We start from the raw sequence: 16986 nt of genomic DNA, 5'->3' as shown, positions 1-16986 counted from the left end.
TCATGACTGCTCCACGTCCGTCGAGTGCAGATAGTGCTCGAACAGGTCCCGCAGATGGGCGCCGTCGCCGTGGCTGAGCAGCGCGCGCGACCAGCGCAGGGCCAGGTGCAGGCGGCCCGCCGTGGACGCGGTCGTCACGGTGAGACCGCGCGGCATCCTCGCGGGCGCCGAGAACCACACCGCGTGCGCGCGGCCCGCCTCCTCGCCGAAGTCCAGCGGGTACGGGATGCGGCCGATGTTGCTCAGCAGCGTGGTGGACGTCCACGGCGCGGCCGCCCTGCGCAGGCCCCGGGTGAGCGCGGCCCGCCATGCCACGGGGGTGACCGGGGCGGTGAGAAGGGCGGCGCCGTGGCCCAGCTGAGGGCGGGGGAGGGACTTGAGGGCCCGGGTGCGGGCGGCGGTGCGCTGGAGGAGGGCCGGGAGGTCGGCGGTCGTCAACTCTTGTGGCGCGAACGGTACTTCGACGAGCCGCGTCCCATTGCCGATCGGCATGGTCGTGTCCCGGGGGCGGTCGTCCACGGGCATCGTGATGCGCAACGGGCGGGGGTGGGCGCCGTGTTCGCGGTTCCAGTGCGCGATGGTGAGGGCCGTGGCGACCATCAGCTGGTCGTTCACCGTGTAGGGGGCGCCCTTGGGGCGGTGCGGGAGGGGGAGTTCGGTGATGAGCATGCCGTTGCCGGGGGAGGGCTCGGGGGTGCCGGGGGCCACTCGGGCGGGGGGTGACCAGTTGGAGGGGGTGGACGCGGGGGGTTGCTGGGGCTCGGGGGTGCGGGTGGGGGGTGCGGCGGGGGAATTGTCCCGGCCGCTGTAGAGCTCGGCGGCGGTGGCCAGGACGCGGAGGCAGGCGGGTCCGTCGAGGGCGGTGTGGTTGATGGTGAGGAAGAGCACCGTTCCGGAGCCTGCGGGCAGTCGTGCCGCTGGGGCGGCTCCCGACCCACTGAGAGGCGGCACCCCGCCAGCGCGGGCAAGCGAGCCCACCCCCGAGCCCCGACGCCCCGCACGCACATCACCCACCGCATCCGTGGCCTCGCTCCCTTCAACGCGCCCTGCCCTCTCCACCACCTCCAACCTGATCGGCGGTGAATCCGTCAGCGGCGGCACGGTCGTCAGCGCCCGCGTCCGCGCGTCCCGCAGCGCGTCCCTCCCCGGTGCCGGGAAGGTCACGACCTCCACGTCCGGGCGCTCGGTCAGCTCCCACTCGTAACGGCGGCGGAACCACGGCCCCCGCGCCTCCCTCATCAGGATGCGGGGATGCCGCAGCAGGGCCTCGTGGAACGCCTTGCGCAGGCCCGCCGGGTCCAGCCGGCCCGGGAGGTGGACCTCGATGTGGACGGTCTCCGGCTCCTCCTCCTGGAGGCAGTGCCGGGCGACCTCGTCCACCACGGGGAAGGGGATGCGTTCGGGGGCCGTGGTCATACGGGCCCACCTCCTTCGGCCTTGGGCAACTGCCGTGTCGGCGCCTCCGACGCGGGCACCGTGTCGGCGCCGTCGTCGTCCCGCACACTCACCACCGCCGCGAACAGCCCCATCAGCGCCAGCAGTTGAGCCGTGTGCCCGAACGCCCCGTGCCCCGCCGCCACCGGCTCGCCCGCGCCCGTCGCGGCGGCGATCCCCGCCCCGGCCAGGGCCGCGAAGGCGATCGGTACGAGCCACTCGTGCCGCCGATACGCCAGCAGCGCGAGCGCCGGGACCAGCAGCGCGAACCATCCGGCGATCAGCACACCCACCACCGTGAGCGCCACCGTGCCCAGCCACAGTCCCGGCGGCGGAGGCGGCACCTGCGGCTCGTCGGGGTTGGGCGAGCGCCGCCGCCAGAGCACCAGGCCGACCAGGACGGCCACCGCCACCGCGCTGCCGATGAGCGCCCCGTCGTAGGTCACGGCGGGCTCGTACGACAGCTTGACCGTGCCGCCCGCCCCGGCCGGGATCCGCCAGCCCTGCTGCCAGCCGTCGAGCCGCACCGACGACAGCTCCTTGCCGTTGAGGGTGGCCTTCCAGCCGTCGTTGTAGTTCTCGTACGTCGTGAGATACGTGGCCGCGCCCGAGCCGACCGTCACCTCGCGCCGGTCGCCGAGCCAGTCCCGCACCCGCAGGTCACGGTCGGTGGGGGTGGGCTCGGCGACCGTGCCCCGGGTGAGGGTGATGTCGGTCAGGGTGAGGGGACCGGCGTCCCCCGACTCGACCTGGTGCGAGCCGGAGCTCAACTCCAATTCACCGTCTTCGCGGCCCTCCTGACACAACGTCACCTCCACCGGCCGACGCTCGGTCAGGTCGCCCACCGTCCCCTTCACGCTGGTCTGGTACAGCTCCCGGTCCACCGACACCACCGGGCCCTCGCCGCACGGCAGCGAGAACGCCCGGTCGTCCCTGGGCTGCGGGGTGCGGTACTGGTCGAGCGAGGGGATGTACGCCTCGGTCAGGCCCACCGGCAGCCGCAGATCCTCGTCGACCACCGGGTTGTAGAGGGTGATGGGCGCCGTGTGGGTGATCGTGATGTCGAGACGGTCCGTGGTGATCGCCGGGAACCGCACCCAGCCGTTCTCGTCGACGCCCGCGATGACCGCGCCGTCCGGGGAGGTGATGTTGACCTCGGTCGGCCGGGTGGAGAGACCACCTGCCGGGGCCAACACCAGTTCACTGACCGGCTGTTTGCCGTCCCACCGCAGGTGGATGGTCGGGCGGTCGCCCGCGATCCACGCCGTCGTCAGATCGCCGTCGGTGAGATTGCGCGCGGACAGCCCGGCGCCGAGCGCGGCCGTCGAGTCGGCGGTGGCGACGATCCGCTGGTCCTGGGTGGGCGCGACCTCGTAGAGCAGCTGGTCGAGATCCTCACCCGGCACCGGCGTCGCCGTCGCCTGGAACGAGTACGTCCCTCCCGCCGCCGTCGAGAAACGCCGGTGCAGGCCCGCCTCGGTGCCCGTCGCGGACAGTCCCGTCGGGTCGGCGGCGCGGTGCAGGGAGATCAGGTCGGCGGCGGCGTCGGTGTCCTCGGCGTCGGTGGGCAGCCGCAGCAGCCGGGTGACCTGGACGTCCGGGAGGGTGATCTCGGAGAATCCGGCGCCCAGCAGACCGGAGCGGCGCTCCACCGAGTCGAGGATCGTCAGCTTCATCCAACTCGTCGCACCGGCCGGTGCCTTGACGGTCTGCGTCGAGCCGTCGGAGCGCAGGATGGTGTCCTCGGACCCCTTGTCCGTCTCCACCCGCACCTTGGTCGCCGCCGCCCGCACGCTCTCCTGCGGCAGCGGGGTCACCTTGAACGACGACGGCATGTCGTACGCGTCGTCGGAGAACTCGATCCGCAGCCACTGCCCGTCGGCGGAGTTCAGCGCGCCCTCCGCCCACGCGGTGTCCGGGTTGCCGTCGAAGGCGTTCACCGGGTCGTACTGCGGGAGATGGAACAGCCAGTTGCCGTACGAGGACGCCGACACCGAGCGGGCGCCGCGCAGTTGGGCGACCGTCTGATGGTCGAGGCCGGTCGTCGGCAGGATCTGGCGCGGTTTCTCGCCCGCGTCCTCGGCGGCCCCGGGGGCGTTCCGTTCGTCACTGGTGTACGTGTACGAGGTGTTGGCGTTGACCAGGCCGAACCGGGTGTCCGCGCGGCGCAGTCCGTCGCCGGTGATCTGGAGCGCCGGGGTTCCGACGCCGGGGTGGTTGTCGCCGGTCAGCACGGTCGGCCGGCCGCGCAGCTCGCTCGCCAGCGGCAGCAGGGACTCGGGGCCGCCGGAGACGACGGCGGTGTCGGCGACCGGGAGCAGCCCGGCCTGCCGCGGGTTGGGCACGGAGTCGGCGGGCTTGTAGATCTCCACCGCCCGCTGCCGCGGATACAGCCCCTCGACGGCGAGCGGCGCGTCCTGGACGATCCGCCCGCCGGTCATGACCGGACCGAGGCCCGTCACCCGTTGATAGCCGGACTGTTCCAGGGTCCGCTTCACGGTCGTGGTCGGCACGTAACCGATCTGATCGGGATCGAGATCGTTGCGGACGACGACGTAATAGACACCCGCCCGGCTCAAGTAGTCGCCCAGCCCCGGCACTTCACCACCGGACATCAGGGCCTGCTCGACGGCGTCCATGGCCCGCCGGTTGCCCGCGGTGCCGAAGGGGACGTAATCGCGTTGAGCCCAGCGGGACTCGGCGACCACGTCGAGGGGCTGGTCGATGGTGGAGCCCCAGGTGTAGATGCCGTGCGCGGTCGCCGGAACGACGAGGGCACGGGAGTCCGGCGAGTACTTCTTCAGCCAATCGGCCGTCGCGGACCAGTACTTGGGGATCTCCTGGAAGGAACCGGGGTTGAGGATCGACCCGTTGAGGTACGGCCACATCAGCCCCGGCAGGATCAGTACCGCCGCGACGAGCGGCGCGAACCGGCGCCCCCGCACCGGACGGGCCCCTCTCGCCTCGGCCGCGACCCCCACCAGATGGGCGAGGCCGAGGACCAGCGCCAGCGCCAGCCCGGTCTGGAACTTGTAGATGTTCCGGAACGGCACGAGACCGCCGTTCAACCAGTCCTGCACCACCCCGTGGAAGGGCGCCCCGAACGCGTCCCCGTACCCAGCGAGCAGGATCAGCGCGGTCACGATCACCGTCAGCGTCAGCCAGCGCCGCTCCGGCATGTCCCGCCGGGCCAGCCCCGCGAGCCCCAGCCCGGCCGCGAGCGCCGAACAGACGATGACGACCACCGACGCGGCCACGGTCCACCCGGCCGGCAGCCAGGCCTCGCCGAAGTGCAGATAGGCGACCCAGTTCCCGCCGCCGCGCAGTGCCTCGGTCGCCGACATGGTCTCCGTGGTCGTCCGCGCGCTCTCGACGTACGGCAGGAAGTTCTCGCCGTAGAAGCCGAGCAGCAGCAGCGGTATCCACCACCAGGCCGTGGCCAGGACCAGCCCCGGCACCCACCAGGCGATCAGCTTGCGCTGCCGGGGCCCGGCAGGACGGGACAGCAGATAAAGCCCGACAGGCAGCAGCGACGCGAGCGTGGCGGCCGCGTTGACGCCACCCATGAAGGGTATGAGCACCGCCGAACGCAGGGCCGCGACCCGGGCGCTGTACCGCTCGTCGACCAGCGGCAGCAGCACCCACGGCAGAAACGCGCCGGGCAGCGCGGCCGCCGAGGTGGACCCGATGACGATGGTGAACACGGGCCACAAGGCGTAAGCGACAGCGGCGAGCAGTCGTGAAGCACCACTGCCCACCCGCAGCCGCTCGGCCAGCCGCAGCGCACCCCAGAAGGCGACCGACACGATCAGCGACAGCCACAGCCGCTCCGCCAGCCACACCGGCAGCCGTACGGCGTCGGCCAGCCAGTAGAACGGCAGCATCGGCCACAGATAGCCAGCGTACTGGTCCGAGATCCCGCCGAAACTGCCCTGGTCCTGCCACAGCTGCCCCAGGTCGGAGAAGAACCGCCCCGGATCGACCGTGACCCCCAGCTTGGTGTCGAAGGTCTGCCGGCCCGGGTGCACCGCCAGGAACAGCACGAACACCACGGCCCAGAACCCCAGCAGCCAGCGCCTCGACCGCGGGCCCTCCGGCGGGCCCGACATACGCGCGGTGGAGGGTACGGCGGCCGGGGGAGGGGCCTGGACCGTGGACGTCGTCATGGTGGACACCGCCGGAGGATGAGGAGAAGGTTCCAGGTGGCGACCTCACGGATCCCGGGCGCCTTGACCACGGTCTCCGCGAGGAACGGCCAGTAGCGGGAGCGCGCCGAGACCACCCGCACGTCGTCCCGGGCGCGCACCTGCCGCAGAGTCGTACCGATGTGCACGGCGAACAGGTTCTCGCCGAGGGTGTGCTTCGCGGCCTTCCCGGTACGCCGCCGATAACGGGCCCGAGCCCGCTCGGCCCCCAGGTAGTGCCACGGCGCCCACTCATGCCCGCCCCACGGGGACAGCCAGTTCGTGAACGACAGATAGATCAGCCCGCCGGGCCGGGTGACCCGCACGAGCTCACTGACGAAGGTCTGCGGATCGGCGACATGCTCCAGCACATTGGAGGAGAACGTGACGTCGGCGACCCCGTCGGACAAGGGCAGCAGATACCCGTCGGCGATGACGGCCCCGTCGGTCGGCTTCGGACCGAGCTCGGTGACGTCGGGTTCGAACAGATAGGCGTTGGCGCCCCGTCTCCGGAACTCCTCGGTGAAACACCCGCTGCCCCCACCGACGTCCACGACGACACGTCCGCTGACGGGACCGTCGTAGGCCTCGACTTGATTGACGGAGTCACGGGCGAGGAGCTCGTAACAGGCCGAGGGATCGTCCTGCTCATGAAGAAAGGCACGAAAGAGGGCAAGGGACCGTCGAAACGAGGGGTCCCTGGGAGCGCCCCTTAAGGGGCGCGGGGAACTGCGCGACCAGCCACGACGCACCCGCAGCCGTGTCACGTCCCCCAACCCCTCACCGCCTCGGAGGCAACCGCACGGAACTGTCTGACCGTCCGGTGCCAGCGGTAGCGCGCCGCGCGGTCCCGTGCTGCCTTGCCCATCAGTTCGCGGCGATGACCCGACAAGGCCAACGTGCACCAGGCAGCCGCGAACGAGGACTCACCGCGAGCCAACACCCCGGTCTCCCCGTCCACGACGGAATCCCGCAGCCCAGGCACGTCAAAGGCGATGGTCGGCGTCTCACGAGTCGCGGCCTCGGTCACGACCAGCCCCCACCCCTCCACCGCCGACGGATGCAGCAACAGCCAAGCCGCACACAGCAGCCGATGCTTCTCCGCCTCGGACACATGCCCGGTGAACTCCACGCCGGGACCGGCGAGTTGCTCAAGCCGCTCCCGCTCGGGCCCGTCCCCGACGATCAGCAGCCGCCCGCCGGTCACCGGCCGGACCCGCTCCCACAGCCGCAGCAGCAGATCGATCCGCTTGTACTCGACAAGCCGCCCGACGGCGACGAACAACGGCTCGGAGGAGCGATCCGCACGCGGCCCGGGTTCCTCGACGCCGTTGTGGACCACGCGGATCCGGTCCCGCTCGACCCCGATCGCCCGCAACGCGTGGGCCGTGGACGGAGACACCGCCACCAGCAGACTCCGGCGCTGCGCACCGGTCAGTGCCCAGTGTTCAAGTCTTCGGCCGAGCCGGGCGGCGGGGGCCATGGGCCCGCCGAACCGCATCTTCCACAGATCGGTGTGCACATGGTTGACCAGGCACAGCGTGGGACCGCGGTGCCAGACGGGCGCGAAGTACGGCATCCCGTTGCAGACCTCGACCAGCAGATCGCAGTCACCGACCTGACGGGAGAAGGCCGAGCGGGCGCGCAGGAAGTGCCCGAGTTCGCCGCCCGCGGAGACGACCCGGTAGTCGCGGTACGACGCGGGACCGCCGCACAGCAGGGTGACCTGGTGGCCGAGCCGGGTGAGGCCGTCGGCGAGCCGGTCGACCAGGAGCTCGGAGCCCCCGGCGGAGGGATTGTCGAGATCACGATGGGCGAGGAAAACGATTCGGCGCGGTGGTGGGGGGAGCGCCGAGGGGTGCTGCGACGCCCGGGGGAACAGGGCGGGCAGCGAGGGTGGCACGTGCTGGGGCATATGTGCTCCAACTCGTCTCAGGGTGCGGAACTTTGAGCGTGTGGCGGTGCTTTACGTTCCTGTGGGGGATTTGGGTGCTTACTGCGAGGGTGATGTGGGTGGACTGTGCTCGGGTGGGGGTGGACAGTTTTCGCCCACCCGTTCTCCGTGGCTACTCACCGGCGTGACAATTTCCGGCGTTATTAGAGCTGACGTCCAATCACATCGTGAGCGGGGAATCGGGCGTACCGGAAGAACCGGGATGCCGCCTCCCTCGTACCACCAAAACGGAACCGGCCACCATCAGGACGAACCCCACCACAGCGGAACCGATCGGCACCGTCACGCCGATCGCCCGCAGCTGCCCGCTGTCCTTCTTGGCCTTCTCGACCGCGTCCTTCTGCGTCGCCGTCGTGAAAGCGATCTTCTCGCTGTCCAGCAGCACCACCGCGTCCTTCTTCGCGCCCGGCGCCCGCAGGGTGCGCTTCGGGCCGGTCTGCGCGTAGATCACGCGACCGGTGCGCTGATCGACGACCAGCTCGAAGCCGTGGTTGGAGTACCACTCCTCGGCCAGCACCTGAGGGCTGTCCGGCCGGCCGACGAGGGTGCCCGGCACCATCCGGGTACCGACCTTGGTCGGGGCGACCGTGCCGGTGAACCGGTAACCCGTGTACCCCTGGACCTTCTTGGTATCCCGGTAGGTCAGCACGATCGTGTTGCCCAGGGAGTTGTCCCACCACTGGTACGAGCGTTTCTGCACGTCGAAGGGGAACTTCAGATACGCCTCGCCCTCGATGTACGGCGACTCGCCGCAGCAGTGGACGGGCTTGGTGGTCCTGCGGTCCATGACCCAGCGCTGCGGTATGAACTCCAGCGCGTCGTGCGGATCGGAGGCCGGCAGCGACTTGTCGGTGTCGACGGTCGTGGTCACGTCCCACACCGCGTCACCGCTGCGCTCGCTGTCCGCGACGTTGCCGCGCACCCGCTGGGTGACGGTGATCGTCTGACCGTCCACCGTCTCGACCTTGTCGGTGTCGAAGACGCTGCCGGTGCCCTTGTAGACGGCGGTCTGGTCGATATCGATCGGATTCACCGCGGCCCGTGGAGTCACGTACCACGCCAGCATGGGCGCCAGGACCAGCAGAAACGTGCCGAGTCCCAGCAGAATCAGGGAGAAAGGAGAGGCTGTACGGCGCATCCGGGCACTCCTGAGGCATGAGGGTACGGAGTTCGGGCCGCTCTATGGGCCGGGAACCGTAGGCGCCCCTTGACGGAGTGTCAATGTCTTGCTGACACTGGGGCGGACAGGCAGGGTGGAACGCCGGGGTGGGGACGACCGCCGGAAAGAGCCACTTGGAAGTTGAAAGGCTGACCCTGCGATGTCCAGACTGCTCGCCGCCGCGCTGACCGTCGCGGCCGCCGCCGCACTCGCCGTGGGTGCCGCGTTCGGCATCGTCGCGCTGCTCGAAGCCACGCCCGACCAGCCGAACACCCCCTTGATCACGTACGAGCAAGCAGGTCAGGGGAGTTGACCCGTGACGGCGGTGACTTCCCGCTCGGCCTGGCTCGACGTACCGCGCCTCAAGGTGCGCCGGTTCGCCGAGATCGCCATGGCGGAGGCACCGGACCTCGCCGAGGAGATCCTGCGCGAGATCCGCCGCGAGCACCCCCAACTCCAGTTCGTCGTCGACGAGTCGGGCGAGCCGATGGCCCTCGTCGGCATCCGCCGCGCCATCGAGGTCTTCGTCCAGCACCTGGAGGCCGCACAGGGCCGCCCCTCCGTCCCGCCGGGCGTCTTCCAGGACTTCGGCCGTGGCGAGGGCCTCAACGGCCGCAGCCTCGACTCGCTCCAGGCCATCTACCGCATGGGCGTACGGCTGGCCTGGCGCCGTTTCGCCGAGATCGGCCAGCGCGTCGAGATCCCGCCGCCCGCGATGTACGAACTCGTCGACGCCGGCTACGAGTACCTCGACGGCCTCGTCGACCAGTCGGTACGCGGCTACGCCGAGGCGGCCGCCAGACAGGCGGGCGAGCGCCTCCGTCTCCAACGCCGCCTGATGGAACTGCTGTTGGTGGAACGCCACCGCCACGGCGACCCCGCCGAGGCCCTCTCCGAACGCGCCGCCCGCATCGGCTGGCCGCTCCCTGAGCGCGTCGCCGTCGGCGTCCTGCTCCGCCCCGCCCGCGAGGCCGTACCACCCGCCGTCGGCCAGGGAGTCCTCCTCGACATGGAGTACGAACAGCCGCGCATGGTCGTCCCCGAACCGGACGCGGCGGGCCGCCCGGAACTCCTCCACCGCGCCCTGACCGGCTGGGCGGGCGCGATCGGACCCCCCGTCCCGCTCGCCGACGCGGCGAAGTCACTGCGCTGGGCCGAAGCCGCCGTCCACCTCATGGAACGCGGCCTGCTGCCGTCCGGCGAGGTCCTGCACTGCACCGAGCACACGGAGGCGCTGGTCCTCCTCCAACCCGAGGAACTGATAGACGACTTGGCGCTCCGCTGCCTCGCCCCCCTGGCCCACTGCGGCCCCACCCACGGCCGCCGCCTCGCCGAGACCCTGCTGGCCTGGCTGGAGACCCGCGGCGGCGCCCCGGAAGTGGCCACCCGCCTCGGCGTCCACCCCCAGACCGTCCGCTACCGCCTCCGCCAGATCCGCGAACTCTGGGGCGCGGAGATCGACGACCCGGACCGCCGCTTCGAGCTGGAACTGGTGCTCAGGGCACGGCGGTTGAGGGGGGTGCTGGGGGAGACACCTACGTAGGAAGGTTATGTCGGTCGCTTGAACTCGACCGGTCCCGCGTTCATCTCGATCGTGCCGTCGGGATGCAGCACCGGCCGCCGCTCGTTCATCCGGCCGCTGTAGGCCTCGACGTGGTGGATCGCCGCCCCGTCGGCGGCGGTGAAGTCGACCAGGGCGATGGCCACCCAGTAACGGGTCTTGGTGTTCTCGTACAGCGGCACCGTGACGTTGGACCCGCGCCCGTCGTCCACCACGACCTGCGCACCGAAACTCTTGAAGGACCCGAATCCGTTGCTGACGGCCGAGTACGCGCACAGCAGGACGTACCCCTGCTCCTCGGGCCGCACGATACGGATGGTCTCCCGCCCCGGGACACGGGCGTCCCCGTCGAGCTGGATGTACGGCGCCTGCTGCAACGAGCCGAGGTTCTTGTAATAGACGACGTCGTCGCCCTTGCCCTTCTTCTCCCCACGCCCCGTCTTCACGATCGTCCCCGGCGCCTGCGCCCCGCGCTGAGCCTTGGCGGCGGGCACGAACAGCGCGTACAGATCCAGGTCGGCGCCCCGCTTGCGCCGCTGGTCACTGCCCCCGTCCCACTCCAGCGCCACGGTGACGACGAGCTCGCGGTCCTGCTTGTCGAGGCTGAGGGAGACCTGGCTGCCCTTGTCGAGGCTGATCTTGCCGAGGGGTGGTTTGGTGAGGTTGGGGGGAGCGGGCGCGGCAACCGGAACCGAGGCCGGAACCTCCGCAACCTCCGGCGCCTCCGGCGCTTCCTCCGAGACGTCGATCCCGAAGTCCGTGGCCAACCCCGCCAGCCCCTCCGCGTACCCCTGCCCGATGGCCCGCAGCTTCCACCCGTCGCCCCGCCGGTAGAACTCCAGGAGCTGCACGGCCCGTTCGCCGTCGGTCAGCGCGGGCGCGCGAAAGACGACGTCTTCGTTCCCGGCCTGCTGAGCCACTACGGCGATGTCCTTGACGTCACGGAACGTCCGCGCCGGGTTGTCGGGATCGCAGCTGCCGACGAGGACGACCCGCTGGACATCGGCGGGGAGCCGGCCCGGATCCACGACGACCCGCTCGGGCGAGGAGCCGTCGGCCACGAAGTGCCGTACGGCGTCCGCCTCGGCCGAAGGCTGGTTGTAGAAGACGAGGTCCCCGTCGCCCCGCACCCGCCCGTCTTCCCCCACCAGCAGCGCACTCAGATCCACCTGGTCACCCACGGCCCGCAGTTCGACACTCACGGCCCCGGCGCCCACCACGGTGTTCCCGCCCTTGAGAAGCTCAGGCACAGCTATGACCCCCCACCCCGTCGATGTGACGTCACCCTGCCACATCGCCCTCGGAAGGCAAGGGGGTCCGCGGGCCCTTCTTGATCAAACGGTTTCCTTCTGCGCGGGGCGCCTGGCGACCGGCCCGTCCAGGTGGGTCACCACGGTCGTGTGGAAGCGGTGCACGGCGTCGTCCACACTGCGGATGAACCCCGACTCGGCGTTGCCACGGGTACTGCCCATGCCCTTGAGAAGCGACAGCCGGAACCCGGTGATCTGCGTACCGCCCTTGGGGAGCAGGTCGGCGGGTTCAGGACGGAGCCGTTCCAGGGTGCCGCGCGGGCCGAGGGCGTCGCCTTCGACGAGGGTCTCCACATGCAGATCGGCCGGGGCGTCGGAGAGGCGGCGGATCAGCCGCTTGGCCCAGGTCAGGGGGTAGCCCTGCTCGGGCGCCGGGATCTCGATGGAAGTGCGCAGCCTGCCGGTGCGCAGATCGGCGCCGATGGTGAGGAGACCGGGTGCCTCCTCGACGCGGAGCTGGGCCTCCAACCGCCCTTCCAAGCACAGCCGGTCGGCTAGCTGGATCCGGCGGGTGCCGTGGTCGGTGCCGCGCCGGACGCGCTGGGCGGGCAGCACCTTCTGCCCGAGTTCGCCGCCGAGCCGGAGGCACACCTGACGGATGAGCCGCTCCCAGCTCTCGACGACTTCGAGGGCCCGTGGGTCGCCCTGGCAGAGGGTCTCGTCGTTGATGCCGTTGCGGACCGGCACCCAGGCGGCGCCCATGTTCTGGAAGCCGTGGCAGCCGGAGTTCTCGTGCTGGAGATAGTGCAGCAACTCCTGGAGCAGCCAGGTGCGCGCCGCGTTGCCGACCCCCTCGTGCCGGATCAACAGCTGGGCCTGGTGGGCGACTTCGGCCCAGGACAGATGCCAGAGCGCCACCTGGTGCTTGCGCCGCCGGTCGATCCTGACGTCGACCAGGGGGCTGCCCTCCAGCGCGACATCGTTCGACAGCGTGATCACGGCCTCGTAGCCGCGCCGGGCGGCGATGTCCATATAGGCCTGCACCTGGTCGGCCTTGAGGGCGTTGCCGTTGGTCTTGGTCTCGACGAGCGCCGTCCACAGCTTGCCGGCCCGTTCGATGCGGATCACTCCGTCGGGCCGCCGGGGTGTGTCACCGTGCGGCAGGGAGACCTCGGTGAAGGTCTCCATACGGCCGGAGGGCGCGCCGAACGCGGCGGTGAGCCGTCGGCCGAACCTCGGCACCTGGGTCATCACCGACAACAGCACCGAGGTGGCGCGCATCTCCCGGTCCCGGTCGCTCTTCAGCGCGGAGAGCGGAAAGAGCCGGGCGGGCCGCCAGGAGTCGTTCTCCGCCAGGGACTTCTGCGGCACGCTGGGCGGCGCGGCCCGCTTCTTGGCGGTACGGGGCCGGGCGGCGGCGGACCTGCGCGGCCCGTTGTCGTCGGCGGACGGACGGGGAGCGGGTACGGCGTTCAGCGCGCCCGCGGGATCCGGCGCGGGGGCGGAGACGGGCGCCGGGCCGAGGGGTTCACCGCTGCCGTCAGGAACCGGCGTCGCCCTGGCCGCCGTACCGTCCGCGTCCGTGCCGGCGTCCGTCTCGATGGCCGTGCCGGTGGCCGTCACCTCCGCGCCGACGACGTTCTCCTCGACGGTCTCCTCGTCGTCATCGATGTCGACCCCGAAGTCCGTGGCCAGCCCGGCCAGCCCCGAGTCGTACCCCTGGCCGACGGCCCGGAACTTCCAGTCCCCTTCGCGCCGGTACAGCTCGCCGAAGATGATGGCGCTCACCTTGCCGGGGTCGCCGATGGCGAAGCGGAGGAGGTTCTCGCCCACCGCGTCGGACAAGGTCACCCGGAGGTCGTCCAGTTCCCCGAAGTGCGCGCCGCCGTAGCGGCTCGCGGCCACGACGACACGGTCGACGTCGGGTGCCACCACGGTCAGATCGAAGCTGATCCGGTCCTCGTTGCCGTCCTCGGTGGGCGTCTTGTCCAGCAGGTGCACGCTGCCGTCGGCGGCCACCGGGTTGTTGTAGAAGTAGAAGTCCGCGTCGCTGCGGACCTTGCCGTCCGGGCCCAGAAGTAAGACGGACACATCCGCGTCGCCGTCACCGGCCGGGCTGCTCCAGCCCAGGCTGACGATGACCGAGCCGACGTTCTCACTCAGGGCGGACAGGGCAGTGTTCGCCCCCTTGGTCATTTCGCGCACGAGATTCCCCCCAGGAACCGCATCCCCCAAGACAGGCCACGCAGTGTGACGTGCCGCACACGGACACAGTAGTACCGGCAGCTCGCACGCGCAGGGCCATTGCCCGGGCAAACCGGTGTTGAGTAACCTGTGTTCGTCATTCCGATCGGCTGTTGAAATTTCGAACACAGCCTTACAGGCACCAAGGGAGGGGACCGGACGTGGGACGTCTCGTACCTGCCGTGACCCGGGCGCTCGACATTCTCGAGCTCTTCCTCGACGGGGACGGCACGCTCTCCGCCCCCGACATCGTGCGCAAGCTCCAGCTGCCACGCACCACCGTGCACGAGCTGGTGACCACGCTGGCCGCCCGGTCCTACATCGTCCCCGTACCCGGTCAGCCCGGACGCTACCGGCTCGGCGTACGTCCGTACCAGCTCGGCAGCCGATACGCCGAGCAGCTCGACCTCGCCGCCGAGGGCCAGCAGGTCGCCCGCTCGGTCGCCGAGACCTGCGACGAGACCGTCCACGTGGCCATCCTCGAAGGCACCGACGTCATCTACATCGCCAAGGTCGACTCCACGCACGCCGTACGCATGGTGTCCGCCGCAGGCCGCCGGCTCCCCGCCCACTGCACCTCCGTCGGCAAGATGCTGCTCGCCTCGCTCCCCGAGCCGGAACTGTCCTCCCGTATCCCGGACACCGCCGAGCTCGTCGCGATGACCCCGAACAGCATCACCGACCCGCACGCGCTGCGCGAGGCCCTCGCGCACATCCGCGAGCGCGGTCTCGCCGTGGAGAGCCGCGAGTCCAACCCGGACGTCTCCTGCGTAGCCGCCCCGGTCCGCGACCGCACCGGCCGTGTCGTCGCCGCCCTCTCCATCTCCGTGCCGATGATCCGCTGGAGCGACGAGCGCCGCGACGAACTGGAGCAGCTCGCCGCCAAGGGCGCCGCCGAGCTCTCCGAGCGCCTCGGCCACCGGAGCGTGGCGTGACCACGAGGACGTACGACTACGAGGTCGCCGTCAGGGCGGAAGCGACCCTCGGCGAGGGGCCCACCTGGGACGCCGCCACCGGCCGCCTCCTCTGGCTGGACATCCTCGGCGCCCGTATCCACACCTACGACCCCGCCACGGACCACCGCACGGTCCGCGTCACCGACCAGCACATCGGCGCGGCCAAGCCCCGCACCGGCGGCGGCCTGGTCCTCAACCTCCGCGACGGCGTAGCCCTTCTGGACCCCGACGACACCTTCACCTGGCTCCACCACGAGCCCGTCCCGGGCCGCCGCGCCAACGATGCAGCCGTAGCCCCCGACGGCTCCCTCTGGGCCGGCACCATGCGCTACGACGAGGCCCCCGGCGGCGGCACCCTCACCCGTTTCACCCCCGACGCCCCACCGGAAACCGTCCTCGACGACGTGGCCGTCAGCAACGGCACCGGCTGGAGCCCCGACACCCGCTCCCTGTACTACATCGACTCCCCGACCCGCCGCGTGGACATCTTCGACTTCGAGGCGGGCCGGGCCACGAACCGCCGCCCCTTCGTGGAGATCGAGGAGGGCGCCGGCTTCCCCGACGGCCTGACGGTCGACGCGGACGGCTGTGTATGGGTGGCGCTGTGGGACGGCGGAGCGGTACGCCGCTACACCCCGGCCGGCGAGCTGGACCGCGTCATCAACCTCCCGACCCCGAGGGTGACGGCCTGCGCGTTCGGCGGCACGGACCTGACCGACCTGTACATCACCACAGCGACGGTGGGCCTCAACTCCCCGCATCCGGTGGCGGGTTCACTGCTGGTGGTACCGGGCGCGGGCAAGGGCTCGGCACAGCCTTCGTTCGCCGGGTAGGGGCTGCTCACTGCAAACCCGCCTTCTTCAACTCCTCGGCGGTCAGCGGCGGGGCGGTGAGGGCCGGCTTCAGCGGCCCCACCGCCGCCGCCAGCAACACGCCGGGGCTGAGCAGGATCTCCGCCCGCCGCTCCAGGGACGTCACATCCGTCACGCGGCGGGCGATCCGGCCGTTCCCCGTGGCCGTGCGCATCAGCCGGTCCACATACCCGGCGAGCAGCCGGTCCCGCAGGGCCGGCCCGTTCTCCGTCGCCCCCGGGTAGAACACGTCCTGGCCCGTCGCCAGATCCCACGCCGCGCCCACCGGCCGGGCCACCGCCTTCTGGACGCGCCGGGACAGCCCGCGCGAACCCCACCCGTACCGCCGTACGACGTCCCGGAGGATCAGCGCGCTCTGCGCACCCACCGCCAGCCCATGCCCGTACACCGGGTTGTACGCGGCCAGCGCGTCCCCGAGGACGGTGAAGTTCTCCGGCCAGGCGGTCATCCGCTCGTAGAAGTACCGCCGGTTGACGGTCGTCCGCGTGAACGCCACCTCGGACAACGGCTCGGCGCGTGCGAGGAGTTCACCGATCAGCGGGTGCCGCAGCTCCTCGCGGGCGAAGCGGACGAAGCCGTCGCCGGAGGCGTTGGCGGAGGTCGGTTCGCCGCCGCGCGTGCCGTTGAGGGTGACGATCCAGCGGCCGTTCTCGATGGGGAGCAGGAACCCGGCCCGACCCGGCCCGTCCCCGCGCGCGTCGGACTGGACGTTGACGACGGGGAATCCGTCCCGGGCCTGCTCGGGCGCGAGATACAGCCGGCTCGCGTACGCCAGACCGGAGTCCACCTCCCGCCGCTCCGGCGCGGGCAGTCCGAGGTCCGCGAGCCAGTGGGGCGCGCCCGAGCCCCGTCCGCTCGCGTCGACGACGAGAGCGGCGTCGATCGTCCGTTCCCGCCCGTCCCGCTCCCGCACCCGGACTCCGGTGACCGCCTCCGCGCTACCCGACAGCCCCAACACCTCGGTGCCGTCGAGGAGTTCGACCCGCTCGTCCGCGAGGACCCGCGCGCGGATCGTCGCGTCGAGGAGGTCGCGCCCGGCGAGGATCACATGGTGGGACTCGGGCCAGCGCCGGAACCAGCCGTGTGCCGACAGGGCGACGATGTCCGTGGTGACCGGCGCCCGCCGCGCGCCCGCCGCCCGGAGCGCCCCGGTGGTGCCCGGCAGCAGCTCCTCCAGCGCCCGCACACCCCCTGACCACAGCATGTGCGCGTGCCGGGCCTGCGGCAGCCCCTTGCGCGGCGCCGGGGCCTCGGGCAGCTCGTCGCGCTCCACGACGACGACCCGGTCGGCGAGACCGGCCAGGGCACCGGCCGCGAGCATGCCGGTGTGCGATCCCCCCAGGACCACTGCGGTTCTGGCGGGGGAGGGATG

Annotated in this window: 12 protein-coding genes; 4 read left to right on the top strand and 8 right to left on the bottom strand. The window is 71.3% G+C overall.

Annotated features, from left to right (window positions below):
- The 5 genes from ABZ928_RS45330 to ABZ928_RS45310 all read right to left on the bottom strand — a co-directional run bounded on the left by ABZ928_RS45330 (position 1) and on the right by ABZ928_RS45310 (position 8710).
- The gene (locus ABZ928_RS45330; RefSeq protein ID WP_361533154.1) at positions 1-1416 is read right to left on the bottom strand and encodes a condensation protein; all 1416 of its coding nucleotides are present in this window, start codon (positions 1414-1416) and stop codon (positions 1-3) included.
- Positions 1413-5600 carry an alpha-(1->3)-arabinofuranosyltransferase family protein gene (locus tag ABZ928_RS45325; RefSeq protein ID WP_361533151.1) on the bottom strand — a complete coding sequence of 1396 codons (4188 nt, stop codon included), beginning with the start codon at positions 5598-5600 and terminating at the stop codon, positions 1413-1415. The genes ABZ928_RS45330 and ABZ928_RS45325 overlap by 4 nt, the downstream gene beginning before the upstream one ends.
- Positions 5597-6370 (bottom strand): class I SAM-dependent methyltransferase, encoded by a 774-nt coding sequence (locus ABZ928_RS45320; RefSeq protein WP_361533489.1) that lies wholly within the window; start codon positions 6368-6370, stop codon positions 5597-5599. The genes ABZ928_RS45325 and ABZ928_RS45320 overlap by 4 nt, the downstream gene beginning before the upstream one ends.
- A gap of 11 nt (positions 6371-6381) precedes the next feature.
- Entirely contained in the window at positions 6382-7533 is a 1152-nt protein-coding gene (locus ABZ928_RS45315) for a glycosyltransferase family 4 protein (protein ID WP_361533148.1), read from the bottom strand.
- 199 nt (positions 7534-7732) lie between these two features.
- Positions 7733-8710, bottom strand: coding sequence for a DUF3068 domain-containing protein (locus ABZ928_RS45310; RefSeq protein WP_361533145.1), 978 nt, complete (start codon positions 8708-8710; stop codon positions 7733-7735).
- A gap of 181 nt (positions 8711-8891) precedes the next feature.
- On the opposite strand from ABZ928_RS45310, the gene ABZ928_RS45305 reads away from it, so the two are divergent.
- Together ABZ928_RS45305 and ABZ928_RS45300 are read left to right on the top strand one after the other, a co-directional pair.
- Positions 8892-9044, top strand: coding sequence for a hypothetical protein (locus tag ABZ928_RS45305; RefSeq protein WP_266827483.1), 153 nt, complete (start codon positions 8892-8894; stop codon positions 9042-9044).
- Between the two features lie 12 nt (positions 9045-9056).
- Positions 9057-10274: a helix-turn-helix domain-containing protein gene (locus tag ABZ928_RS45300; RefSeq protein ID WP_361533486.1), complete on the top strand. Its 1218-nt coding sequence runs from the start codon at positions 9057-9059 to the stop codon at positions 10272-10274.
- A gap of 5 nt (positions 10275-10279) precedes the next feature.
- On the opposite strand, the gene ABZ928_RS45295 is transcribed toward ABZ928_RS45300, so the two are convergent.
- Positions 10280-11542 (bottom strand): TerD family protein, encoded by a 1263-nt coding sequence (locus ABZ928_RS45295; protein WP_361533141.1) that lies wholly within the window; start codon positions 11540-11542, stop codon positions 10280-10282.
- A gap of 84 nt (positions 11543-11626) precedes the next feature.
- A complete protein-coding gene (locus tag ABZ928_RS45290; protein ID WP_361533138.1) occupies positions 11627-13738 on the bottom strand; it encodes a TerD family protein in 2112 nt (703 codons plus the stop codon).
- A 209-nt stretch (positions 13739-13947) separates the two neighbouring features.
- On the opposite strand from ABZ928_RS45290, the gene ABZ928_RS45285 reads away from it, so the two are divergent.
- Both ABZ928_RS45285 and ABZ928_RS45280 read left to right on the top strand, forming a co-directional pair.
- Entirely contained in the window at positions 13948-14721 is a 774-nt protein-coding gene (locus ABZ928_RS45285) for an IclR family transcriptional regulator (protein WP_361533135.1), read from the top strand.
- A complete protein-coding gene (locus ABZ928_RS45280; RefSeq protein ID WP_361533132.1) occupies positions 14718-15575 on the top strand; it encodes an SMP-30/gluconolactonase/LRE family protein in 858 nt (285 codons plus the stop codon). Before ABZ928_RS45285 ends, ABZ928_RS45280 begins: the two co-directional genes overlap by 4 nt.
- A 7-nt stretch (positions 15576-15582) precedes the next feature.
- Here the strand turns inward: ABZ928_RS45280 and ABZ928_RS45275 are convergent, their stop codons facing one another.
- Positions 15583-16935, bottom strand: coding sequence for a pyridine nucleotide-disulfide oxidoreductase (locus tag ABZ928_RS45275; RefSeq protein WP_361533129.1), 1353 nt, complete (start codon positions 16933-16935; stop codon positions 15583-15585).
- Positions 16936-16986: the final 51 nt, after the last annotated feature.

Origin of the sequence: Streptomyces sp. NPDC046909 (genome assembly GCF_040644695.1) — a bacterium.
Lineage (GTDB): Bacteria > Actinomycetota > Actinomycetes > Streptomycetales > Streptomycetaceae > Streptomyces.
This window is presented reverse-complemented; position numbering and strand designations above follow the sequence as displayed.